The organism is Mesorhizobium sp. 1B3, from assembly GCF_050958605.1.
GTDB lineage: Bacteria > Pseudomonadota > Alphaproteobacteria > Rhizobiales > Rhizobiaceae.
This window is the reverse complement of sequence record NZ_JBJHDO010000001.1, coordinates 855,074-871,319: the sequence shown is the minus strand read 5'-3', so window position 1 is coordinate 871,319 and position 16,246 is coordinate 855,074. Positions and strand designations below refer to the sequence as shown.

16 protein-coding genes are annotated in these 16,246 nt (G+C 62.6%); 9 read left to right on the top strand and 7 right to left on the bottom strand.

The genetic code is table 11. The features are described 5' to 3' along the window. Nucleotides 1-98 precede the first annotated feature (98 nt). The 6 genes from ACCO56_RS04120 to ACCO56_RS04095 all read right to left on the bottom strand — a co-directional run bounded on the left by ACCO56_RS04120 (nt 99) and on the right by ACCO56_RS04095 (nt 6,477). A complete protein-coding gene (locus ACCO56_RS04120) occupies nt 99-1,340 on the bottom strand; it encodes a class I SAM-dependent RNA methyltransferase (protein WP_433637875.1) in 1,242 nt (413 codons plus the stop codon). Next, a complete protein-coding gene (locus ACCO56_RS04115) occupies nt 1,337-2,095 on the bottom strand; it encodes a TlyA family RNA methyltransferase (RefSeq protein WP_433637872.1) in 759 nt (252 codons plus the stop codon). Before ACCO56_RS04115 ends, ACCO56_RS04120 begins: the two co-directional genes overlap by 4 nt. Nucleotides 2,096-2,234: 139 nt before the next feature. After that, nucleotides 2,235-4,148: a 1-deoxy-D-xylulose-5-phosphate synthase gene (gene dxs, locus ACCO56_RS04110; RefSeq protein ID WP_433637870.1), complete on the bottom strand. Its 1,914-nt coding sequence runs from the start codon at nt 4,146-4,148 to the stop codon at nt 2,235-2,237. Nucleotides 4,149-4,230: 82 nt separating this feature from the next. Further along, nucleotides 4,231-5,151 (bottom strand): pirin family protein, encoded by a 921-nt coding sequence (locus tag ACCO56_RS04105; RefSeq protein ID WP_433637867.1) that lies wholly within the window; start codon nt 5,149-5,151, stop codon nt 4,231-4,233. A gap of 139 nt (nt 5,152-5,290) precedes the next feature. Continuing rightward, a complete protein-coding gene (locus ACCO56_RS04100; protein WP_433637865.1) occupies nt 5,291-5,542 on the bottom strand; it encodes an exodeoxyribonuclease VII small subunit in 252 nt (83 codons plus the stop codon). A gap of 8 nt (nt 5,543-5,550) precedes the next feature. Further along, nucleotides 5,551-6,477, bottom strand: a complete 927-nt coding sequence (locus ACCO56_RS04095) for a histone deacetylase family protein (protein ID WP_433637862.1) — start codon at nt 6,475-6,477, stop codon at nt 5,551-5,553. A gap of 309 nt (nt 6,478-6,786) precedes the next feature. Between ACCO56_RS04095 and ACCO56_RS04090 the strand changes: the two genes are divergently transcribed. From ACCO56_RS04090 to ACCO56_RS04070, 5 genes are all read left to right on the top strand, one after another. Beyond that, entirely contained in the window at nt 6,787-8,052 is a 1,266-nt protein-coding gene (locus ACCO56_RS04090; RefSeq protein ID WP_433637859.1) for an ABC transporter substrate-binding protein, read from the top strand. Between the two features lie 92 nt (nt 8,053-8,144). Then, a complete protein-coding gene (locus ACCO56_RS04085) occupies nt 8,145-9,122 on the top strand; it encodes a carbohydrate ABC transporter permease (RefSeq protein ID WP_433637858.1) in 978 nt (325 codons plus the stop codon). After that, a complete protein-coding gene (locus tag ACCO56_RS04080; RefSeq protein WP_433637855.1) occupies nt 9,119-9,943 on the top strand; it encodes a carbohydrate ABC transporter permease in 825 nt (274 codons plus the stop codon). Before ACCO56_RS04085 ends, ACCO56_RS04080 begins: the two co-directional genes overlap by 4 nt. A 2-nt stretch (nt 9,944-9,945) precedes the next feature. Then, nucleotides 9,946-10,953 carry an ABC transporter ATP-binding protein gene (locus ACCO56_RS04075; RefSeq protein ID WP_433637852.1) on the top strand — a complete coding sequence of 336 codons (1,008 nt, stop codon included), beginning with the start codon at nt 9,946-9,948 and terminating at the stop codon, nt 10,951-10,953. 171 nt (nt 10,954-11,124) lie between these two features. Then, nucleotides 11,125-12,381, top strand: coding sequence for a S41 family peptidase (locus ACCO56_RS04070; protein ID WP_433637849.1), 1,257 nt, complete (start codon nt 11,125-11,127; stop codon nt 12,379-12,381). 28 nt (nt 12,382-12,409) lie between these two features. Here ACCO56_RS04070 and ACCO56_RS04065 read toward each other — a convergent pair whose 3' ends face one another. Beyond that, a complete protein-coding gene (locus ACCO56_RS04065; RefSeq protein ID WP_433637847.1) occupies nt 12,410-13,156 on the bottom strand; it encodes an SDR family NAD(P)-dependent oxidoreductase in 747 nt (248 codons plus the stop codon). Nucleotides 13,157-13,284: 128 nt separating this feature from the next. Here ACCO56_RS04065 and nanR point away from each other — a divergent pair, with 128 nt between their 5' ends. The 4 genes from nanR to ACCO56_RS04045 are packed head-to-tail and all read left to right on the top strand — an operon-like array spanning nt 13,285 to nt 16,150. Then, nucleotides 13,285-13,992, top strand: a complete 708-nt coding sequence (gene nanR / locus ACCO56_RS04060) for a transcriptional regulator NanR (protein ID WP_433637844.1) — start codon at nt 13,285-13,287, stop codon at nt 13,990-13,992. After that, nucleotides 13,989-14,288 carry a putative quinol monooxygenase gene (locus ACCO56_RS04055; RefSeq protein WP_433637842.1) on the top strand — a complete coding sequence of 100 codons (300 nt, stop codon included), beginning with the start codon at nt 13,989-13,991 and terminating at the stop codon, nt 14,286-14,288. The genes nanR and ACCO56_RS04055 overlap by 4 nt, the downstream gene beginning before the upstream one ends. Nucleotides 14,289-14,311: 23 nt before the next feature. Then, nucleotides 14,312-15,088 (top strand): HpcH/HpaI aldolase family protein, encoded by a 777-nt coding sequence (locus tag ACCO56_RS04050; protein ID WP_433637841.1) that lies wholly within the window; start codon nt 14,312-14,314, stop codon nt 15,086-15,088. Nucleotides 15,089-15,097: 9 nt separating this feature from the next. After that, a complete protein-coding gene (locus tag ACCO56_RS04045) occupies nt 15,098-16,150 on the top strand; it encodes an NAD(P)-dependent oxidoreductase (protein ID WP_433637839.1) in 1,053 nt (350 codons plus the stop codon). Nucleotides 16,151-16,246 lie beyond the last annotated feature (96 nt).

Sequence of the window (16,246 nt, the reverse complement as noted above, 5' to 3'; positions counted from 1 at the left end):
ATGCAACAGGTGACGGGCAAAAACGTCCGATTGTGCATACTGCTTGCATGCACCAGCCCTTTGAAGTGCGGATCTTACTTGCGGTCCGTGGCCAGGAGCTATCGTCTTTTCCGCGGCTTCTCCAACAGCGCAACCGCTTCCACATGCGGCGACCACAGGAACTGGTCGATCGGCGTCACGCCTTTCAACGAATAACCGCCATCGAGCAGAATCCGCAGATCGCGGGCGAGAGTCACCGGATTGCAGGAAACAGCCGCGACCAGCGGCACTTCGGACCGGGCGATCTGCTTCGATTGATCCTCGGCTCCGGCGCGCGGCGGATCGAAGACAAGGCCGTCGAAGGCATTGAGCTCCTTGAAGGTAAGCGGACGGCGGAACAGGTCGCGTCTCTCGCTGGTCACCCGCTTCAAGCCGCTCGCGAAGCGAAAGCCGCGGTCGAGTGCGGCAAGCGCGGCGGCATCGCCTTCAACAGCATGGACCTCGGCGCGGGTCGCGAGCCGCAGGGCAAAGGCGCCTGCCCCTGCAAAGAGGTCGGTGATCTTCCTTGCCTTGCCGAGATGGGCCGAAACCAGCTCGGCCATCGTTGCTTCCGCTCCCGCGACAGCCTGGAGGAAGGCTCCGGGCGGCGGCGTCACGGAGGTCGCGCCGAACATGACGACCGGCTTCAGCGGTTCCACCACGGTCTCGCCATCGACCGACAGGCGCGCGATCCTGTTTCTGATCACAAAATCGGTCGCCGCTCTGCGAGCGAATTCAGAGAGCTTGCCCGACCCATTTGCCGCCACGTCCAGCCCGGACGCCGTGTGGGTCACCGCCAGATGGAACGCGTCACCGGTGCTGCAGATCAGGCCCGCAAGGGCCCTCAGCCGCGGCAGGGCGTGGACAATTGCCGGCTCGGCGATCGGGCATTCCGCGATATCGATGATCGTGTGGGAAAGGGCGCGATTGTAGCCGAGCAGCATGCCAGCTTCCGTCCGGCGCGCCGAGAAGACGACGCGCCGTCGCGATGCCGGTGCGCAAGGCGCCGTCGCCGCAACGGACGTTTCAATACCCATGCTCATCAAGGCTTGAATCACCTTGGCGCGCTTCCACTCCCGATAGGCCTCGGCATCGAAATGCTGCAAGGCGCAGCCGCCACATTCCGTGAAGTGCCGGCAGGGAGGGTCAACGCGCAACGGGGAGGCCTCCAGGACGGAGATCAGCGCCGCCCGATCCTTGTCGCGCGCAGCCGTAACGGTCTCGCCCGGCAAGGTGAAGGGAATGAAAACCGGCCCCGACGCCGTGCCGGCGACGCCATCGCCCTGTGCGCCAAGCCTGTCCACGACGAAACGGACGCTCATCGATCCTTGACCCCTGCCAACAGATATTCGCGGTTGCCGTCTCCGCCCTCGATCGGAGATGGACACAGCCCCATGCTGCGCCAGCCGGGGATACCATCGAGCCAGTCGCGCAGGTTCTCTGCGACACGGGCTCCGTCATCGGGATCGCGCAGCAGGCCGCCTTTGCCGATGGCCTCGCGGCCGGCCTCGAATTGCGGCTTCACCAAGAAAATTCCGATGGCGCCCGGTGAGGCAAGCTTCAGCGCCGGAAGCAACGCCAGCCTCAGGGAAATGAAGCTCACATCGGACACAAGGAAATCCGGCGCGACACCTCTAAGGTGCGTAGCATCAAGGTCGCGAGCATTTAAGCCTTCGAGACAGGTGACGCGCGGATCGGTACGAAGCGAGGCATCCATCTGGCCGTGGCCGACATCGATGGCAATAACGTGCCGGACGCCGCGCTCCAGCAGGACCTGGGTGAAACCGCCCGTGGAAGCGCCGATGTCGAGTGCTCGCCGACCGGACGGGTCGAGCCCGAAATGATCCAGGCCGGCAATAAGCTTGAGCGCGGCGCGCGAGACATAGCCACGCGCGGGATCCTCGACGGTGATTGCCGCGTCTTGCGCGACGCCTGCGCCGGCCTTGGCGGCCAGCACGCCGCCGACCCTTACGGTACCGCGGTCGATCGCGTCGCGTGCCCGCGAGCGACTTCCAAAGATGCCGCGACGGACGAGCAACTCGTCGAGACGCATGCGGCTTTTATGGTCGCTCTTCATGCGCTCTCCTTGGCGCGAGAGGGCGTCGAAGGCAAGCGCAATGGCCCTTCGACGATCATGCTTCGGTCGTCTGGGCGCCCGCCTTTCGAACGGGGTCGATGTCGGTTCTGGTTGCGGCCCTCCAGGCCACCGGAACGGGTCAGGCCCGCACAGCCTGAACCACGCCGCCGAGCGCGGCGAACACCGTGCGCACGATGCCGGCGCTGTCGAGCCCGGCGTCGGCATACATCTTCTCGGGCTTGCCATGATCCGTGAATTCGTCCGGAAGCACCAGCGGTCGGACCTTCAATCCGTGATCCAGCAGGCCTTCCACGGCAAGGAACTGCAGCACGTGGCTGGCGAAGCCACCGACCGCGCCTTCCTCGACGGTGACGAGAACCTCGTGCGAGCGCGCAAGCCGGCGGATCATGTCCTCGTCGAGCGGCTTGGCGAAGCGAGCGTCGGCCACTGTCGTCGACAGCCCCGCCGCATCCAGTTCCTCGGCCGCCGCAAGACATTCCTGCAGGCGGGTTCCCAGGGAAAGCAGCGCGATCTTGGTGCCTTCCTTGACGATGCGGCCCTTGCCGATCTCGAGCAACGAGCCGCGCTCCGGCATCTCTACGCCCACGCCATTGCCGCGCGGATAGCGGAAGGAGATAGGCCCGTCGTCGTAAGCCGCGGCGGTTCGCACCATGTGGCGAAGCTCGGCCTCGTCGGCCGCGGCCATGACGACGAAGCCAGGCAACGAAGCGAGATAGGTGGTGTCGAAGGCACCACAATGGGTCGGACCGTCCGCGCCCACGAAGCCGGCGCGATCGATGGGAAACCGTACCGGCAGCTTCTGGATCGCCACGTCGTGAACGACCTGGTCGTATGCGCGCTGCAGGAACGTCGAGTAGATCGCTGCGAACGGCTTCAGCCCTTCGGTCGCAAGACCCGCGGCGAAGGTGACGGCATGCTGTTCGGCGATGCCGACATCGAAGGTTCGCGACGGAAAGGCTTCGCCGAAGAGGTCAAGCCCGGTTCCGGACGGCATTGCAGCAGTGATGGCAACGATGCGCTCGTCCTCGCGGGCCTCCTGGATCAGGCTTTCGGCGAACACCTTGGTGTAGGCCGGGGAATTTGCCGGAGCCTTGGCCTGCGCGCCGGTGATGACATCAAATTTGTTGACGCCGTGGTACTTGTCGCTCGCCGCTTCTGCCGGCGCATAGCCTTTGCCCTTCTGCGTCACGACGTGGATGAGGATCGGGCCTTCGCCGTTGTCGCGAACATTCCTGAGCACCGGGATGAGATGCTCGAGGTTATGACCATCGATGGGGCCGATATGGTAGAAACCCATCTCCTCGAAAAGTGTGCCGCCGGTGACGTAGCCGCGCGCATGCTCAACGGCGCGCGTGATTGCTCGATCCGCCCGCTTGCCCAGGTAGGAGGTCAGCTTCTTGCCGACGTCGCGCAGTCCGAGATAGGCCTTGCCGGAGCCGAGACGCGCGAGATAGGCGCTCATCGCTCCGGTCGGCGGAGCGATCGACATATCGTTGTCGTTGAGGATCACGATCAGCCGGGCATCGAGAGCACCGGCATTGTTCATTGCCTCATAGGCCATTCCGGCCGACATCGCGCCATCGCCGATGACGGCGATGACGTTGTTCCTGCGTCCTGATAGGTCGCGGGCGACGGCCATGCCGAGACCGGCGGAGATCGAGGTCGAAGAATGCGCCGCGCCAAAGGGATCGTATTCGCTCTCGCCCCGCTTGGTGAAGCCCGACAGCCCACCTTCCTGGCGAAGCGTGCGGATGCGGTCGCGACGGCCCGTGAGGATCTTGTGCGGATAGGCCTGATGCCCGACGTCCCAGATAAGGCGATCCTCGGGGGTGTTGAACACGTAATGGAGTGCCACGGTCAGCTCCACCACGCCGAGGCCGGCACCGAGATGGCCGCCGGTCTGCGACACCGCGTCGACCAATTCCGCGCGCAGTTCGTTCGCGAGCTGCGGAAGATCGCTTTCCGACATCTGTCGCAAGTCGGCGGGAATGCGCACCTTGTCCAGAAGCGGCGTTAGGAGGGAAGTGTTCACGCGAAAGTGCCTGTTTGCCCGACAAACTCATCGGGAAATAAGCCGTTGGACCGGCAAAGTAAATGCGCGGCAATGACGCGCACTAATTTTCCGGCAAGGGTATGAACTCCTCCTCGTCGCCAGGAACGATATCGAAACGACCGGTACGCCATTCTTCCTTTGCCTGCTCGATGCGTTCCTTCGAGGAAGAAACGAAGTTCCACCAGATGTAACGCTTCGAACCCAGCGAGGCTCCCCCGAAGAGCATGAAATGCGCACCTCTATCCGACGAAACGGTGAGGATGTCTCCGGGGCGGAAGACGAGAAGCCGGTCTGAAGGAAACGTGTCGCCGGCGATCGTCACTTCACCGTCGAGCACGTAGACGGCGCGTTCCTCGGCGTCAGCCGGTATTTCGACGCTGGCGCCGGGATCGAGGCGGATGTCGGCGTAGAGAGTCTCCGAAAAGGCACGCACCGGCGAGCGCATTCCGTGGAACTCTCCGATGACCAACCGTCCGGACACTCCGCGATCGGAGAAGGCCGGCAGATCGCTGCGCGGCGTGTTCTCGAAGGCCGGCGCCATCTCCTCGCTGGCGTCCGGCAGAGCGAGCCAGGTCTGCAGCCCCGAGATCGACAGCGGGTTGCCCCGCAGTTCCTCCGGCGAGCGCTCGGAGTGGACGATACCGCGGCCCGCCGTCATCAGATTGATGTCGCCCGGTTCGATCACCATTTCCGTGCCCAGCGAATCGCGATGGCGGATCTTGCCATCGAAAAGATAGGTGACGGTCGACAGGCCGATATGCGGGTGAGGCCTGACATCCAGGGCTTGGCCAGCCTTGAGGATCGCGGGTCCCATACGATCGAAGAAGATGAAGGGACCGACCAGCCGGCGCCGCGCGGTCGGAAGAGCGCGCCGCACCTCGAAACCGCCGATGTCGCGCGCATTGGGGATGACCATCAGCTCGATGGCGTCGCACGCAAAGGCATCACCGGGCGAAGGGTCCTTGCCGGGAAAAAAGCTCATCGGATCACTCCACTCCTGCTGGCCGGCACTCAACATGGCGCCTTTCGAAGCAGCTTACCTCGCCCGGAGCCTTTTCCAACCCTGCCGGCCCGGGCGAGCCGGTGACGGTCCGTCCTTGATCGGTGTACGGTTGAGCCCGCTACTCGCCATCAAGCGGTTCGGTTCCTGTCGCTCTTCCGTCGCGAGCGAGACGGATCTTCTCGACCTTGTCTTCAGCCGCTTTCAGCAGCCTGTCGCAATGCGCCTTGAGGGCCTCACCGCGCTCATAGATGCGAATGGACTGGTCCAGTGGGACATCGCCCTTCTCGAGATCGTCGACGATACGTTCCAGCGCGGCAAGCGCCTGCTCGAAGCTCATGGCCTTGATATCGTCGTTGGTTTCATCAGCCATCCGAGGCTCTATCCTCTCATCAAACGCTTCACATGGGCCGCGACCGAGAAGGCCAGGCCGTGCAGGTCGTAGCCGCCTTCGAGCAGGCTGACCAGTCTTCCCCCTGCGGAACGCCGCGCGCGGTCCATCAGTTGGGCCGTCGCCCAGTCGAAATCGTCCTCGGTCAGATTGATCTCGGCCAGCGGATCGCGATGATGCGCATCGAAGCCGGCGGAGATGATGATCAAATCCGGCCCGAACGCGTCGACGGCAGGCAGCACGCGCGACAGCATCGCATCCCGGAATGTCTCGCTGCCGGTGCGCGGACTGAGCGGTGCGTTGACGATGTTGCCTGCTCCGGTCTCATTCTTGGCGCCGGTAAAGGGGAACAGCGGCATCTGGTGAGTGGAGCAATAAAGAACCGACGGGTCGTTCCAAAAGATGTCCTGGGTACCATTGCCATGGTGAACGTCCCAGTCGACGATCGCGACCCGTTCCGCCCCATGCGCCTTTTGAGCATGGCGAGCGGCAATCGCCGCGTGATTGAACAGGCAGAAGCCCATTGCCGTCGTCTGTTCGGCATGATGGCCGGGCGGGCGCGCCGCGACGAACACGTTGTCGACTGCGCCCGCAAAGACGTCATCGACGGCCGCGTTCGCCGCCCCGACGGCGGTGAGTGCGGCCTCCCAACTCAGCGGGCTGACAAACGTATCGGCGTCGATTTGCGCGATACCCGACTGCGGGATCGCAAGCTGCACACGCTCGACGAAGTCTTCGGGATGGGCATAAAGCAGTGTCCGGCGGTCGCCAAGCGGCGCCTCGACACGATCGAGCAGGTGAAAAGCCTCGTCCTCCAATACCCGATCGATAGCACGAAGCCGGTCTGGCCGCTCGGGATGACCGGGAGGAGCGATATGCTGCAGGAAAACGGGATGCGTATAGAGACGCGTTGTCATCGTCCCAATCTAGGCATCCTGACCCGCAATAGCCATGCGTGGGCCGACGATCCCTGGGGAAATCCCCGATGGAGGATTGAATGGGCCCACGCCCTCGCTTGGCGAGGATACAGTCGTTATACTGATTCCAGAGCAAGATTCCCGTGGCTTCGCGCGTGACGCTTCGCGGCGCGAAGATGGCTTGATCGGTTCGGGAACCGGTTTGGCCGCATGGCACGATGTGGATCTCCGCGTCACCTTCGCGCCGGCCTTCTCAGTTCGGCATGTGGCGGCGGAAACCCGTGGGCACCGCAACCAGGGAGGGACGTGATGGACGTCCGGTATTTCGCGGTAGGTGTTGCAGCCTGCACTATTTTAGCGGCGACCGAGCTCCGGGCAGCCGAGGTGACCTATGCAGCGGGCATAACCGGCAATGCGGCCAATGTCTTCGAACAGCTTGTCGCACCGTGGGAGGAAGCTACCGGCAACAAGGTGAAGCTGGTGCCCATGCCGGCATCGTCGAACGATCAGTTCGGGCAATACCGGCTCTGGCTCGCCGCCCACAACAAGGACATCGACCTTTATGAGATCGACGTGATCTGGGCTCCCCAGATCGCGGAGCACTTCGTCGATCTCAAAGAGGCCGCCGCCGACCTGATACCCAAGCACTTTCCGTCGATCATAGATTCCCAGACCGTGGACGGAAGACTCGTCGCACTTCCCCTCTTTACCGACGTGCCGGCGCTTTATTACCGGAAGGACCTGCTCGAAAAGCATGGAGCTTCGGTTCCCGCGACCTGGGAAGAACTCACCGAAACGGCAAAAAAGATCCAGGACGCCGAGCGCGCCGAAGGCAACAGCGATATCTGGGGCTTTGTCTGGCAGGGCAGCGCCTACGAGGGTCTGACCTGCAACGCGCTCGAGTGGGTGAAGTCTTCCGGCGGCGGCCAGATCGTGGAGCCGGACGGGACGATCTCCATCAACAACGAAGCTGCCGCCGCTGCAGTCGACCTCGCTGCAACCTGGCCCGGCGCGATTTCACCCGAGGGTGTGCTGGCCTACCAGGAGGAGGAGGCTCGTGGCGTCTGGCAGACCGGCAATGCCGTGTTCATGCGGAACTGGCCTTACGCCCACGAACTCGGGAACGGCAAAGATAGTGCCGTAAAGGGTCTCTTCGACGTCGCGCCGCTGCCGAAAGGCGGAGACAGCGGCCAATCGGCCGGGTGCCTAGGCGGATGGAACGTCGCCGTCTCCAAATACTCGGAAGAGCAGGAGGCTGCAATCTCGCTTGCCGTCTACCTCGCGGGCCCGGAGGCGCAGAAGAAGCGGGCAATCATCGGAGCGAATCTCCCAACAATCGTCGACCTCTACGACGATTCCGAGATAGCCACCAAGCAACCTCTCATTCCGCGCTGGAAAGATGTGTTCCTGCAGGCGGTCCCACGCCCGTCTGCGCCCACCAAGACCGCCTATAACGAAGTCTCTTCCCTTTTCTGGAACGCGGTCCACAACACGCTCTCCGGCAGTGGCTCCGCTGCCGAAAACCTCGAGATCCTGGAGGCCGATCTGGAGGACTTGCGTGGCGACGGCTGGTAGGCCGCAGTGCCGCGCCGAATCCGGGCGGTTTCCTTGACGCCGCCGCATCCGGCCTTGCCGGGAAGCCGACATAGGGCCGTCAGGGATACGACATGATCACCATCAGGGCATCCGCGGAACCATCGCTCGTTGGGACTCGTTCGGAGCTCAAGGCGCAGCGCGCACGAACGGCCGTCTGGTTCCTGCTGCCGATGATCGTGGCGTTGCTCGCCGTTGCCGCCTGGCCCCTCGCACGGACCATCTATTTCGGCTTCACGGACACTTCGCTCAACGATTTGGGTGGCGGTGAATGGGTTGGGCTCCGGAACTACTTGAGCTGGCGCGCACTATCGTCGGGGCGCGTGATTTTCCGCGGCGTCCTTGCCGACCCGGCCTGGTGGAACGCCGTATGGAACACGGTCTATTTCACAGTCGTTTCGATCAGTCTCGAGACCATATTCGGTGTCATTGTCGCGCTGGTCCTCAACACCGAGTTCAAGGGGCGCGGGCTTGTACGCGCCGCCGTTCTCATCCCTTGGGCGATCCCCACGATCGTTTCGGCCAAGATGTGGGGGTGGATGCTCAACGACCAGCACGGGATCATCAATGACCTGCTTTTGAGGCTTGGACTGATTTCGCAGAAGGTTGCGTGGACCGCCAATCCGGATACTGCCATGACCGCGATCATCATCGTGGACGTCTGGAAGGCCACGCCTTTCGTGGCGCTGCTCACGCTCGCCGCACTGCAGATGATTCCGCGCGAGATCTACGAGGCGGCGCGGATCGATGGCGTCCATCCCGTCAAGGTCTTCTTCCGCGTAACGCTGCCGCTCATTCGACCGGCTCTGCTTGTGGCGGTGATCTTCCGCACGCTCGATGCCTTGAGAATGTTCGATCTCGTCTATGTGCTTACACCCGGTTCCGCCGCGACCAAGACCATGTCGGTCATCGCCCGGGAGAACCTCATAGATTTCAATAAATTCGGTTATGGATCCGCACAGTCGACCCTGCTCTTTCTGCTGATCGCCGCCTTCGTCCTTCTCTATATCCGGCTCGGCCGGCTGAACCTCGGCGGAGAGGTCGTGCGATGAAGCTTCTCGGAAACATCGCCTTCTACGCGCTGGTGCTGGTGATCGTCGTCGTGGCCGTATTCCCATTCTACTACGCTGTTCTCACCAGCCTGGAGACCGGCACTGCGATCTTCCAGGTGAACTACCTGCCGGTGTCGTTCGACCTCGGAAATTACGTAACGGTGCTGACCTCCGCCAACTTTCCCGCCTCGATCTTGAACTCGATTTTCATCGCGACCACGACAGTGGCCATCGCGCTGTTCCTTGCAGTAACGGCTTCATACGCCTTGGCGCGGGTACAGTTTCGCGGGCGTGGCATGCTGCTGATCGCCATTCTCGCCGTCTCCATGTTCCCGCATATCGCCGTGCTTGCGGGGCTGTTCGAGCTGGTCCGCTTTCTCGGCATCTTCAACACGCCTTGGGCGATGATCCTGAGTTACACGATTTTCACCCTCCCCTTCACGGTATGGGTGCTGACGACCTTCTTGCGAGAATTGCCGATCGAATTGGAAGAGGCGGCGATTGTCGATGGGGCCACGCCCTGGGTGATCATCACGCGGGTTTTCTTGCCACTGCTGTGGCCAGCCTTGGCTACGACCGGGCTGCTCGCCTTCATTGGGGCATGGAACGAGTTCCTCTTCGCGCTCACCTTTACTGCTTCCGCGGAAACGAGAACGGTTCCGGTCGCCATCGCTCTTCTGTCCGGCGGCAGCGAGTTCGAGATCCCGTGGGGCGCCATCATGGCCGCGTCGGTGATCGTCACGGTTCCGCTGGTGTTGCTCGTGCTCGTCTTCCAGCGAAAAATCGTATCCGGCCTCACGGCCGGCGGCGTGAAGGGATAGCCATGGCGCACATAGAGTTCAGGGATGTCCGCAAGTCCTTCGGTGCGGTCGAAGTCATCAAGGGCGTGGACATGGACATCCGCTCAGGCGAGTTCATGGTGTTCGTCGGCCCCTCGGGATGCGGGAAATCCACGCTGCTTCGCCTGGTCTCCGGGCTGGAGGACATCACGTCGGGCGAACTTCTGTTCGACGGGGAACGCGTCAACGAACTCGCGCCGTCCCGGCGCGGCGTCGCCATGGTGTTCCAATCCTACGCCCTTTACCCTCACATGACCGCCTTCCAGAACATGGCCTTCGGCATGCAGCTTTCCAAGGTCGGCAAGCAAGAGATCGACAAGCGTGTGCATGCGGCCGCCGGCATGCTGCAGATCAAAGGGCTGCTCGATCGCCTGCCGCGGCAATTGTCGGGTGGCCAGCGTCAACGCGTAGCGATCGGCCGAGCGATCGTCCGCGATCCGCGCGTCTTTCTCTTCGATGAACCCTTGTCAAATCTCGACGCGGCGCTGCGGGTTTCCACCAGGATCGAAATCGCCCGCCTCCACGACGAGATGGAGGACTCCACCATGATCTATGTCACGCACGACCAGGTGGAGGCGATGACGCTGGCAGACAGGATATGCGTTCTGCGCGACGGCGTCGTGGAGCAGGTCGGAACGCCGCTCGATCTCTACAATAGTCCGCGATCGCTTTTTGTCGCGGGCTTCATCGGCTCGCCACGAATGAATTTCCTGACCGGCGAACATGCGGAGCCTTTCGGCTGCGCGACGGTCGGCGTGCGGGCCGAACATTTGGAGATCGGAGACGAAGGGGTGTGGAGCGGCCGCGTCATTCACTCCGAAAACCTGGGCTCGGACACCTATGTCTATGTCGCGTTGGGGGCCGACGAACCGGTGATCATCCGCCGGCCTGGCACGGCACCTTTTGCGCCGGGTGAGGCGCTCAACTTTTCGCCCTTACCGGGTCAATTCCACCGCTTCGATGCAAGGGGAAGCCCTCTGCCGCGCCAGTAGCGTGCGATGCGCAATTTGGTCGAATTACGAAGTGAAGATGCTGGTGGCAGGGAATGACGTACAGGCGACACCCCGCCTCCCTGTCTGGCCTGCCTCTTTCACGCAATAGTGTCGGCAGGAAGCCTCGATATCATCGCCTATCCGGGGATAATGGCGGCCTCGGGAGGCGCCATGCCCAACAACGTTTTTCGCCGCTTTGCTGGAGCATTGCTGCTCCTTATCATCGCAGCCGCGCCGGCCCAGGCGCTCTCTCCGCCGCGATCGGGCCATCCCGTTTTCGACCGCGCGGTGCAGCTCGTGATGGACAAGTTCTATGATGCTTCCAAACTCGAACGTTTCGTCGAGGCGGTCAGACGGGAGGTCGAAGATCGCCAGGCTCCGGTCAATGCGGACAGCCCGGAGAGCCGCATCGATGCCGCAATATCGACGATCCTGGACAGCCTGCAGGCATCCCACACCGGCCGGTTCAGGCCGGATGGGATCGATTATTTCGAGCTGGCCGACATCTTCCGCTACGGCATACGCGGCGACATTCGACGTCTGTTTCCGCCGGATGGCGAGGTCGCCTATGCCGGCATCGGCTTGGCGGCACGGCATGGGAATGGTCTGTGGTTCGTAAGCGATGTTTATGACGGCGGGCCGGCCGCGCGGGCCGGAATCCTCGCCGGGGACGAGATCCTATCGGTCGACGGTGCCCCGTATCGGGAGATCGAATCCTTCCGCGACAAGGCCGGCAAAACCGTAGAGGTGATCGTTCGCCGCCGGCCGGGCACCGAGCCGATCCCGGTCAGGGTCGCCGTCGAGCGGCTGCGGCCGCTGCCCACCTTCGAGAAGGCGATCGAGAGCAGCGCGAGGCTCGAGGAACGGGATGGCCACGAGATCGGTTACATCCATCTATGGACGCTTGCGTCACCAGGTTCGATGGAAAAGGTGGCGGAAGCCCTCGCCGAGGGTCCCCTCAAGGAAGCCGACGGCCTTGTGCTCGACCTGCGCGGGCGCTGGGGAGGCGGACGCTCGGACGCGGCCGAGCTCTTCCTGGGAGGAGTGCCACCCTTCCGCCTGATCGGTCGCGACGGCGAGGCGATGCTGGCCAATGTGCGTTGGAAGAGGCCCGTGGTCGCCCTCATCGACGAGGGAACGAGGAGCGGCCTCGAAGTCTTTGCCTATGCGTTGAAGGCAAAGGGCATACCGCTCGTCGGTATCCGCACGGCGGGCGCACTGCTGGCCGGGAGCGCGTACGTCCTGCCCGACGACAGCCTGCTCGAGCTGGCCGTCTGCGACGCCGTGATCGGCGAGGATATCCGCCTGGAGGGCCGGGGCGTACAGCCGGACATATCCGTGCCCTTCACCCTCCCCTACGCAGCCGGACAGGATCCCCAGCGCGAAGCCGCGATCGAGGAGATGCGGCGCATCCTTGCACGCGACTGAAATCCTCAATGTCGTCCTGGACCGCCTTCTAATACGTGGCGCGCCCTCCGGAAATGTCGAACACCGCTCCAGTCGTAAACGAACATTCCTCGGAGCACAGCCAGGTGATCAACGCGGCGATCTCCTCGACTTCGCCGAAACGCCCCATCGGGATCTTGGACAGCATGAAGTCGATGTGCTGCTGCGTCATCTGCTTGAAAATGGCAGTACGCACGGCGGCAGGCGTCACGCAGTTCACGGTGATGCCGGATTGCGCCAACTCCTTGCCCAGCGACTTGGTGAGCCCTATCACCGCCGCTTTCGACGCGCTGTAGGCCGGCGCGTTCGGGTTGCCTTCCTTGCCGGCGATCGAGGCAATGTTGACGATCCGCCCCCACCCGGCCTTCAGCATATGCGGCACCGCAGCTTTGTTGCAGTGGAAGACACCATTGACGTTGACATCGATAACCTTGCGCCATTCTTCGGGCAAATATTCCCAGGTGGTCGTGTTGGGACCCGTAATGGCGGCGCTCGTCACCAATATGTCGATACCGCCGAGGATCTTCGCAGTACCGTCGGCTGCAGCCAACACCGACTGCCAGTCGGAAACGTCCACAACCTCGTCATAAAGGCCGGAAATCTCCGATTTTGCAGCCTCAATCTGTTCCCTGTCCCGATCCCAGACGGAGACGCGGGCCCCCTCCTCCGCCAGCCGTGAGGCCACGGCGAGTCCGATACCAGAAGCGCCTCCCGTGACAACGGCGCGCCGTCCCGAAAATCGTCCGTCAAATCTCATCCTTCTCCCCCTCAAATTCAGGACTGCCGACGTTGTTGTCACGTCCGCCTCATGATCCTGACAGCTCAATTGACAAACGTCACGGCCAAGACTTACTGTAAAAGCACTTGGTATAAAAGGTATGCCAAATGCGTGGTGGACAGATAAAGCCGCGTAAACTCTCCGATGAAGTTGCCCATCATCTTGAACAGATGATCCGGGACGGCGAGTTTGCGGAGGCCGACAGGCTGCCATCGGAGCGCGACTTGATGCGCCACTTCGGCGTCGGCCGGCCGTCGGTGCGCGAAGCGCTGCTCCATCTCAGCAAGATGGGACTCGTGGAGGTACGTTCCGGTGAGCGTGCGCGGGTGACGCGTCCCACACCCCAATTTGTCATCGATGCGCTGGCCGGCCCGGCGCGGCATATGCTTACCGCGCCCGACGGCGTTCGCAATTTCCAGCACGCGCGGATCTTTTTCGAGGTCGGCCTTGCCCGCAACGCAGCGCTCCATGCAACGAAGGAGGATATCGAGGCCTTCAAGGAGGCCCTGGAGGCCAATCGTCAATCGATCGGCGATTTGAAGCGCTTCGAGCGAACGGATGTGGACTTCCACTACGCGCTCGCATTGATGATGCGCAATCCGATCTTCACGGCGATCCATGACGCCCTGGCGGAGTGGCTGCTCGAACAGCGACACACCACGCTTGCCGCGGGCGAGGACGTGAAGGCCTACGAGGCCCATAGAGCCATCTTCGAGGCCGTCGCGGCTAGAGATCCCGACAGATCCGAGCGCGCCATGCGCAACCACCTCGAATATGTGGCGCGCCGCTACATGAATCTGGTCGAGAAACGATGAGCGGCTTCGTTGTCATGGTGGATTTTCGGCTCAAATCGGGAGCGCTTGCCGAGTTCCGCCGGATGATCGACGCCAACGCCCATGCTTCGGTCCGTGACGAACCGGGATGCCGGCGTTTCGACGTGGTCGAGCCGCAAGGCAAGGCGGACCGCGTGCTGCTCTATGAACTCTATGACGACGAAGCCTCATTCGACCGGCACTGCAGAACGGAGCACTTTGCCGTCTTCGACGCGCAAAGCTCGTCGCTCGTGGCCGAGAAGACCGTCATTCAGGGCAACCTGGTCTGCGAGGGCTAGCAAAAACGACAGGGAGGAAAGGCATGGCCGATCACAGCCTCAAAGAAATGTCCAGGGATAGACAAGCAAAGCTTGGACATTTCATCGTGGAGTTCGCCACCCCAGGGATCGGCCATATCCTGAAATCGGCCGGCTGCGATTTCGTCCTCTTCGATCTCGAACATTCCGGATTTGGCTTCGAGACAGTCAAAAGCACGCTGCGCTATTTCGAAGCCGCCCAACTCCCTGCGATCGTGCGCGTTCCCTCCCTCGAATACCACCATATCGCTCGCGCCATGGACATGGGAGCGGAAGGCCTGATGCTCCCGATGGTCGGCAACGCCAACCAGGCTCGCCACATCGTGGACTCGATGAAATACCACCCCGCCGGAAAGCGCGGCGTCGCCTTGCAGGTTGCCCATGACCGCTACCGTCCAGGCGCTGTGACCGACAAGTTCACCGGGGCGAACTCCCGCTCGACTCTTTTCTGCCAGATTGAGACCGAGGAAGGCGTCGAGAACGCTGAAGCCATTGCGGCCATCGAAGGTGTCGACGCGCTATGGGTCGGTCATTTCGACCTGTCGGTATCGCTCGGCGTTCCCGGAGATTTCGAGCATCCGAAATTCAGGGACGCGATCGAAAGGACGACTGCTGCAGCCAAGAAGCACGGCAAGGCGCTCGGCCGGCTGGTTCCGACGGTGCAACAGGGCATTGAGCTTTACGCCCAGGGCTTCGATTTCCTCTGCTATTCGGGCGATGTCTGGGTTCTGCACAATGCGCTGGCCGAGGCGATCAATGGGCTTCGCGACGGGTGCAAATAGGAGGCGGAGATGAACGACGCCAAATTTCGGGTCGCGCTTTCCGGCGATTTCACAAAGCCGGACGGATCGCCGACCTATCCCGATTTCGATATTGAAACGCTGCGCAATGCGCCCGGCGTCGAAATAGCTTATCTGGAATCCGCCAGCCCGTTGCGGGCGGAACAGTTGGACGATTTCGACGCGCTGATCCTGCTTGCCCATCGTTTTGACGCCGGCAGCGTGCCCAAGAGTCGCCGGCTCGCCGTGGTCGCAAGATTTGGTGTCGGTTACGATACCGTCGACGTCGAGGCCTGCACCAAGGCGGGCATCGCGCTGGTCATCACGCCGGACGGCGTCAGGCGCCCAGTCGCAGTCTCGGTCATCACGCTGATGCTGGCATTGACCGGCAAGCTCATGATCAAGGACAGGCTGACGCGGGAAGCGGCATCCGGCTATGCGAAACGCTCCGAACACATGGGTGTCGGCCTTGTCGGCCGGACCTTAGGTTTGTTGGGCATCGGCAATATCGGCGCCGAGGTGTTCCGGCTGGCGAAGCCCTTCGATATGCGGTTCATCGCCCATGACCCGTTCGCCGACCAGGCGATCGCCAGGGAACTTGGCGTCGAATTGGTCGGGCTCGAGGATCTGTTCGGACGCTCCGATATCCTTTCGGTGAACTGTCCGCTTACCCCGGAGACGCGCCATATCGTCAATGCCGAGCGGCTCGCGCTGATGAAGCCAACTGCGTACCTCATCAATACTGCGCGCGGCCCGATCGTCGATCAGAAGGCGCTGACCGAAGCCCTGGAAGAGCGCCGGATCGCCGGCGCCGGACTGGACGTGCTGGAGGAGGAGCCGCCGCAGGCCGACGATCCGATCATCGAGCTCGACAATGTCATTCTCGCACCGCATGCCTTGTGCTGGACTGATCAGTGCTTTGCCGGCAACGGGGCCGCCGATGTGCGGGCGGTTATCGACGTGCAGCACGGTCGCGAGCCGCGTGGCGTCGTCAATCGTGAAGTGCTTGCCTCGGATCTGTGGAGAAGGCGCCTAGCCGAATTCGGTAGGCGATATGGCCCGTAGGCAGCGCTTGTGTAGCGACCAGGGCGCGCGCCACCGTGGCGACGACACCACGATGGCGCCTGGAGCATAGCTTGGCTGCAGCGCCACGGCTGAGCG

What these genes read in the sequence shown, in the direction of transcription:
- ACCO56_RS04120 (WP_433637875.1), bottom strand. Translation starts at nt 1,340, where the DNA reads ATGAGCGTCCGTTTCGTCGTGGACAGGCTTGGCGCACAGGGCGATGGC.
- ACCO56_RS04115 (WP_433637872.1), bottom strand. Translation starts at nt 2,095, where the DNA reads ATGAAGAGCGACCATAAAAGCCGCATGCGTCTCGACGAGTTGCTCGTC.
- ACCO56_RS04105 (WP_433637867.1), bottom strand. Translation starts at nt 5,151, where the DNA reads ATGAGCTTTTTTCCCGGCAAGGACCCTTCGCCCGGTGATGCCTTTGCG.
- ACCO56_RS04100 (WP_433637865.1), bottom strand. Translation starts at nt 5,542, where the DNA reads ATGGCTGATGAAACCAACGACGATATCAAGGCCATGAGCTTCGAGCAG.
- ACCO56_RS04095 (WP_433637862.1), bottom strand. Translation starts at nt 6,477, where the DNA reads ATGACAACGCGTCTCTATACGCATCCCGTTTTCCTGCAGCATATCGCT.
- ACCO56_RS04090 (WP_433637859.1), top strand. Translation starts at nt 6,787, where the DNA reads ATGGACGTCCGGTATTTCGCGGTAGGTGTTGCAGCCTGCACTATTTTA.
- ACCO56_RS04085 (WP_433637858.1), top strand. Translation starts at nt 8,145, where the DNA reads ATGATCACCATCAGGGCATCCGCGGAACCATCGCTCGTTGGGACTCGT.
- ACCO56_RS04080 (WP_433637855.1), top strand. Translation starts at nt 9,119, where the DNA reads ATGAAGCTTCTCGGAAACATCGCCTTCTACGCGCTGGTGCTGGTGATC.
- ACCO56_RS04075 (WP_433637852.1), top strand. Translation starts at nt 9,946, where the DNA reads ATGGCGCACATAGAGTTCAGGGATGTCCGCAAGTCCTTCGGTGCGGTC.
- ACCO56_RS04070 (WP_433637849.1), top strand. Translation starts at nt 11,125, where the DNA reads ATGCCCAACAACGTTTTTCGCCGCTTTGCTGGAGCATTGCTGCTCCTT.
- ACCO56_RS04065 (WP_433637847.1), bottom strand. Translation starts at nt 13,156, where the DNA reads ATGAGATTTGACGGACGATTTTCGGGACGGCGCGCCGTTGTCACGGGA.
- nanR (WP_433637844.1), top strand. Translation starts at nt 13,285, where the DNA reads ATGCGTGGTGGACAGATAAAGCCGCGTAAACTCTCCGATGAAGTTGCC.
- ACCO56_RS04055 (WP_433637842.1), top strand. Translation starts at nt 13,989, where the DNA reads ATGAGCGGCTTCGTTGTCATGGTGGATTTTCGGCTCAAATCGGGAGCG.
- ACCO56_RS04050 (WP_433637841.1), top strand. Translation starts at nt 14,312, where the DNA reads ATGGCCGATCACAGCCTCAAAGAAATGTCCAGGGATAGACAAGCAAAG.
- ACCO56_RS04045 (WP_433637839.1), top strand. Translation starts at nt 15,098, where the DNA reads ATGAACGACGCCAAATTTCGGGTCGCGCTTTCCGGCGATTTCACAAAG.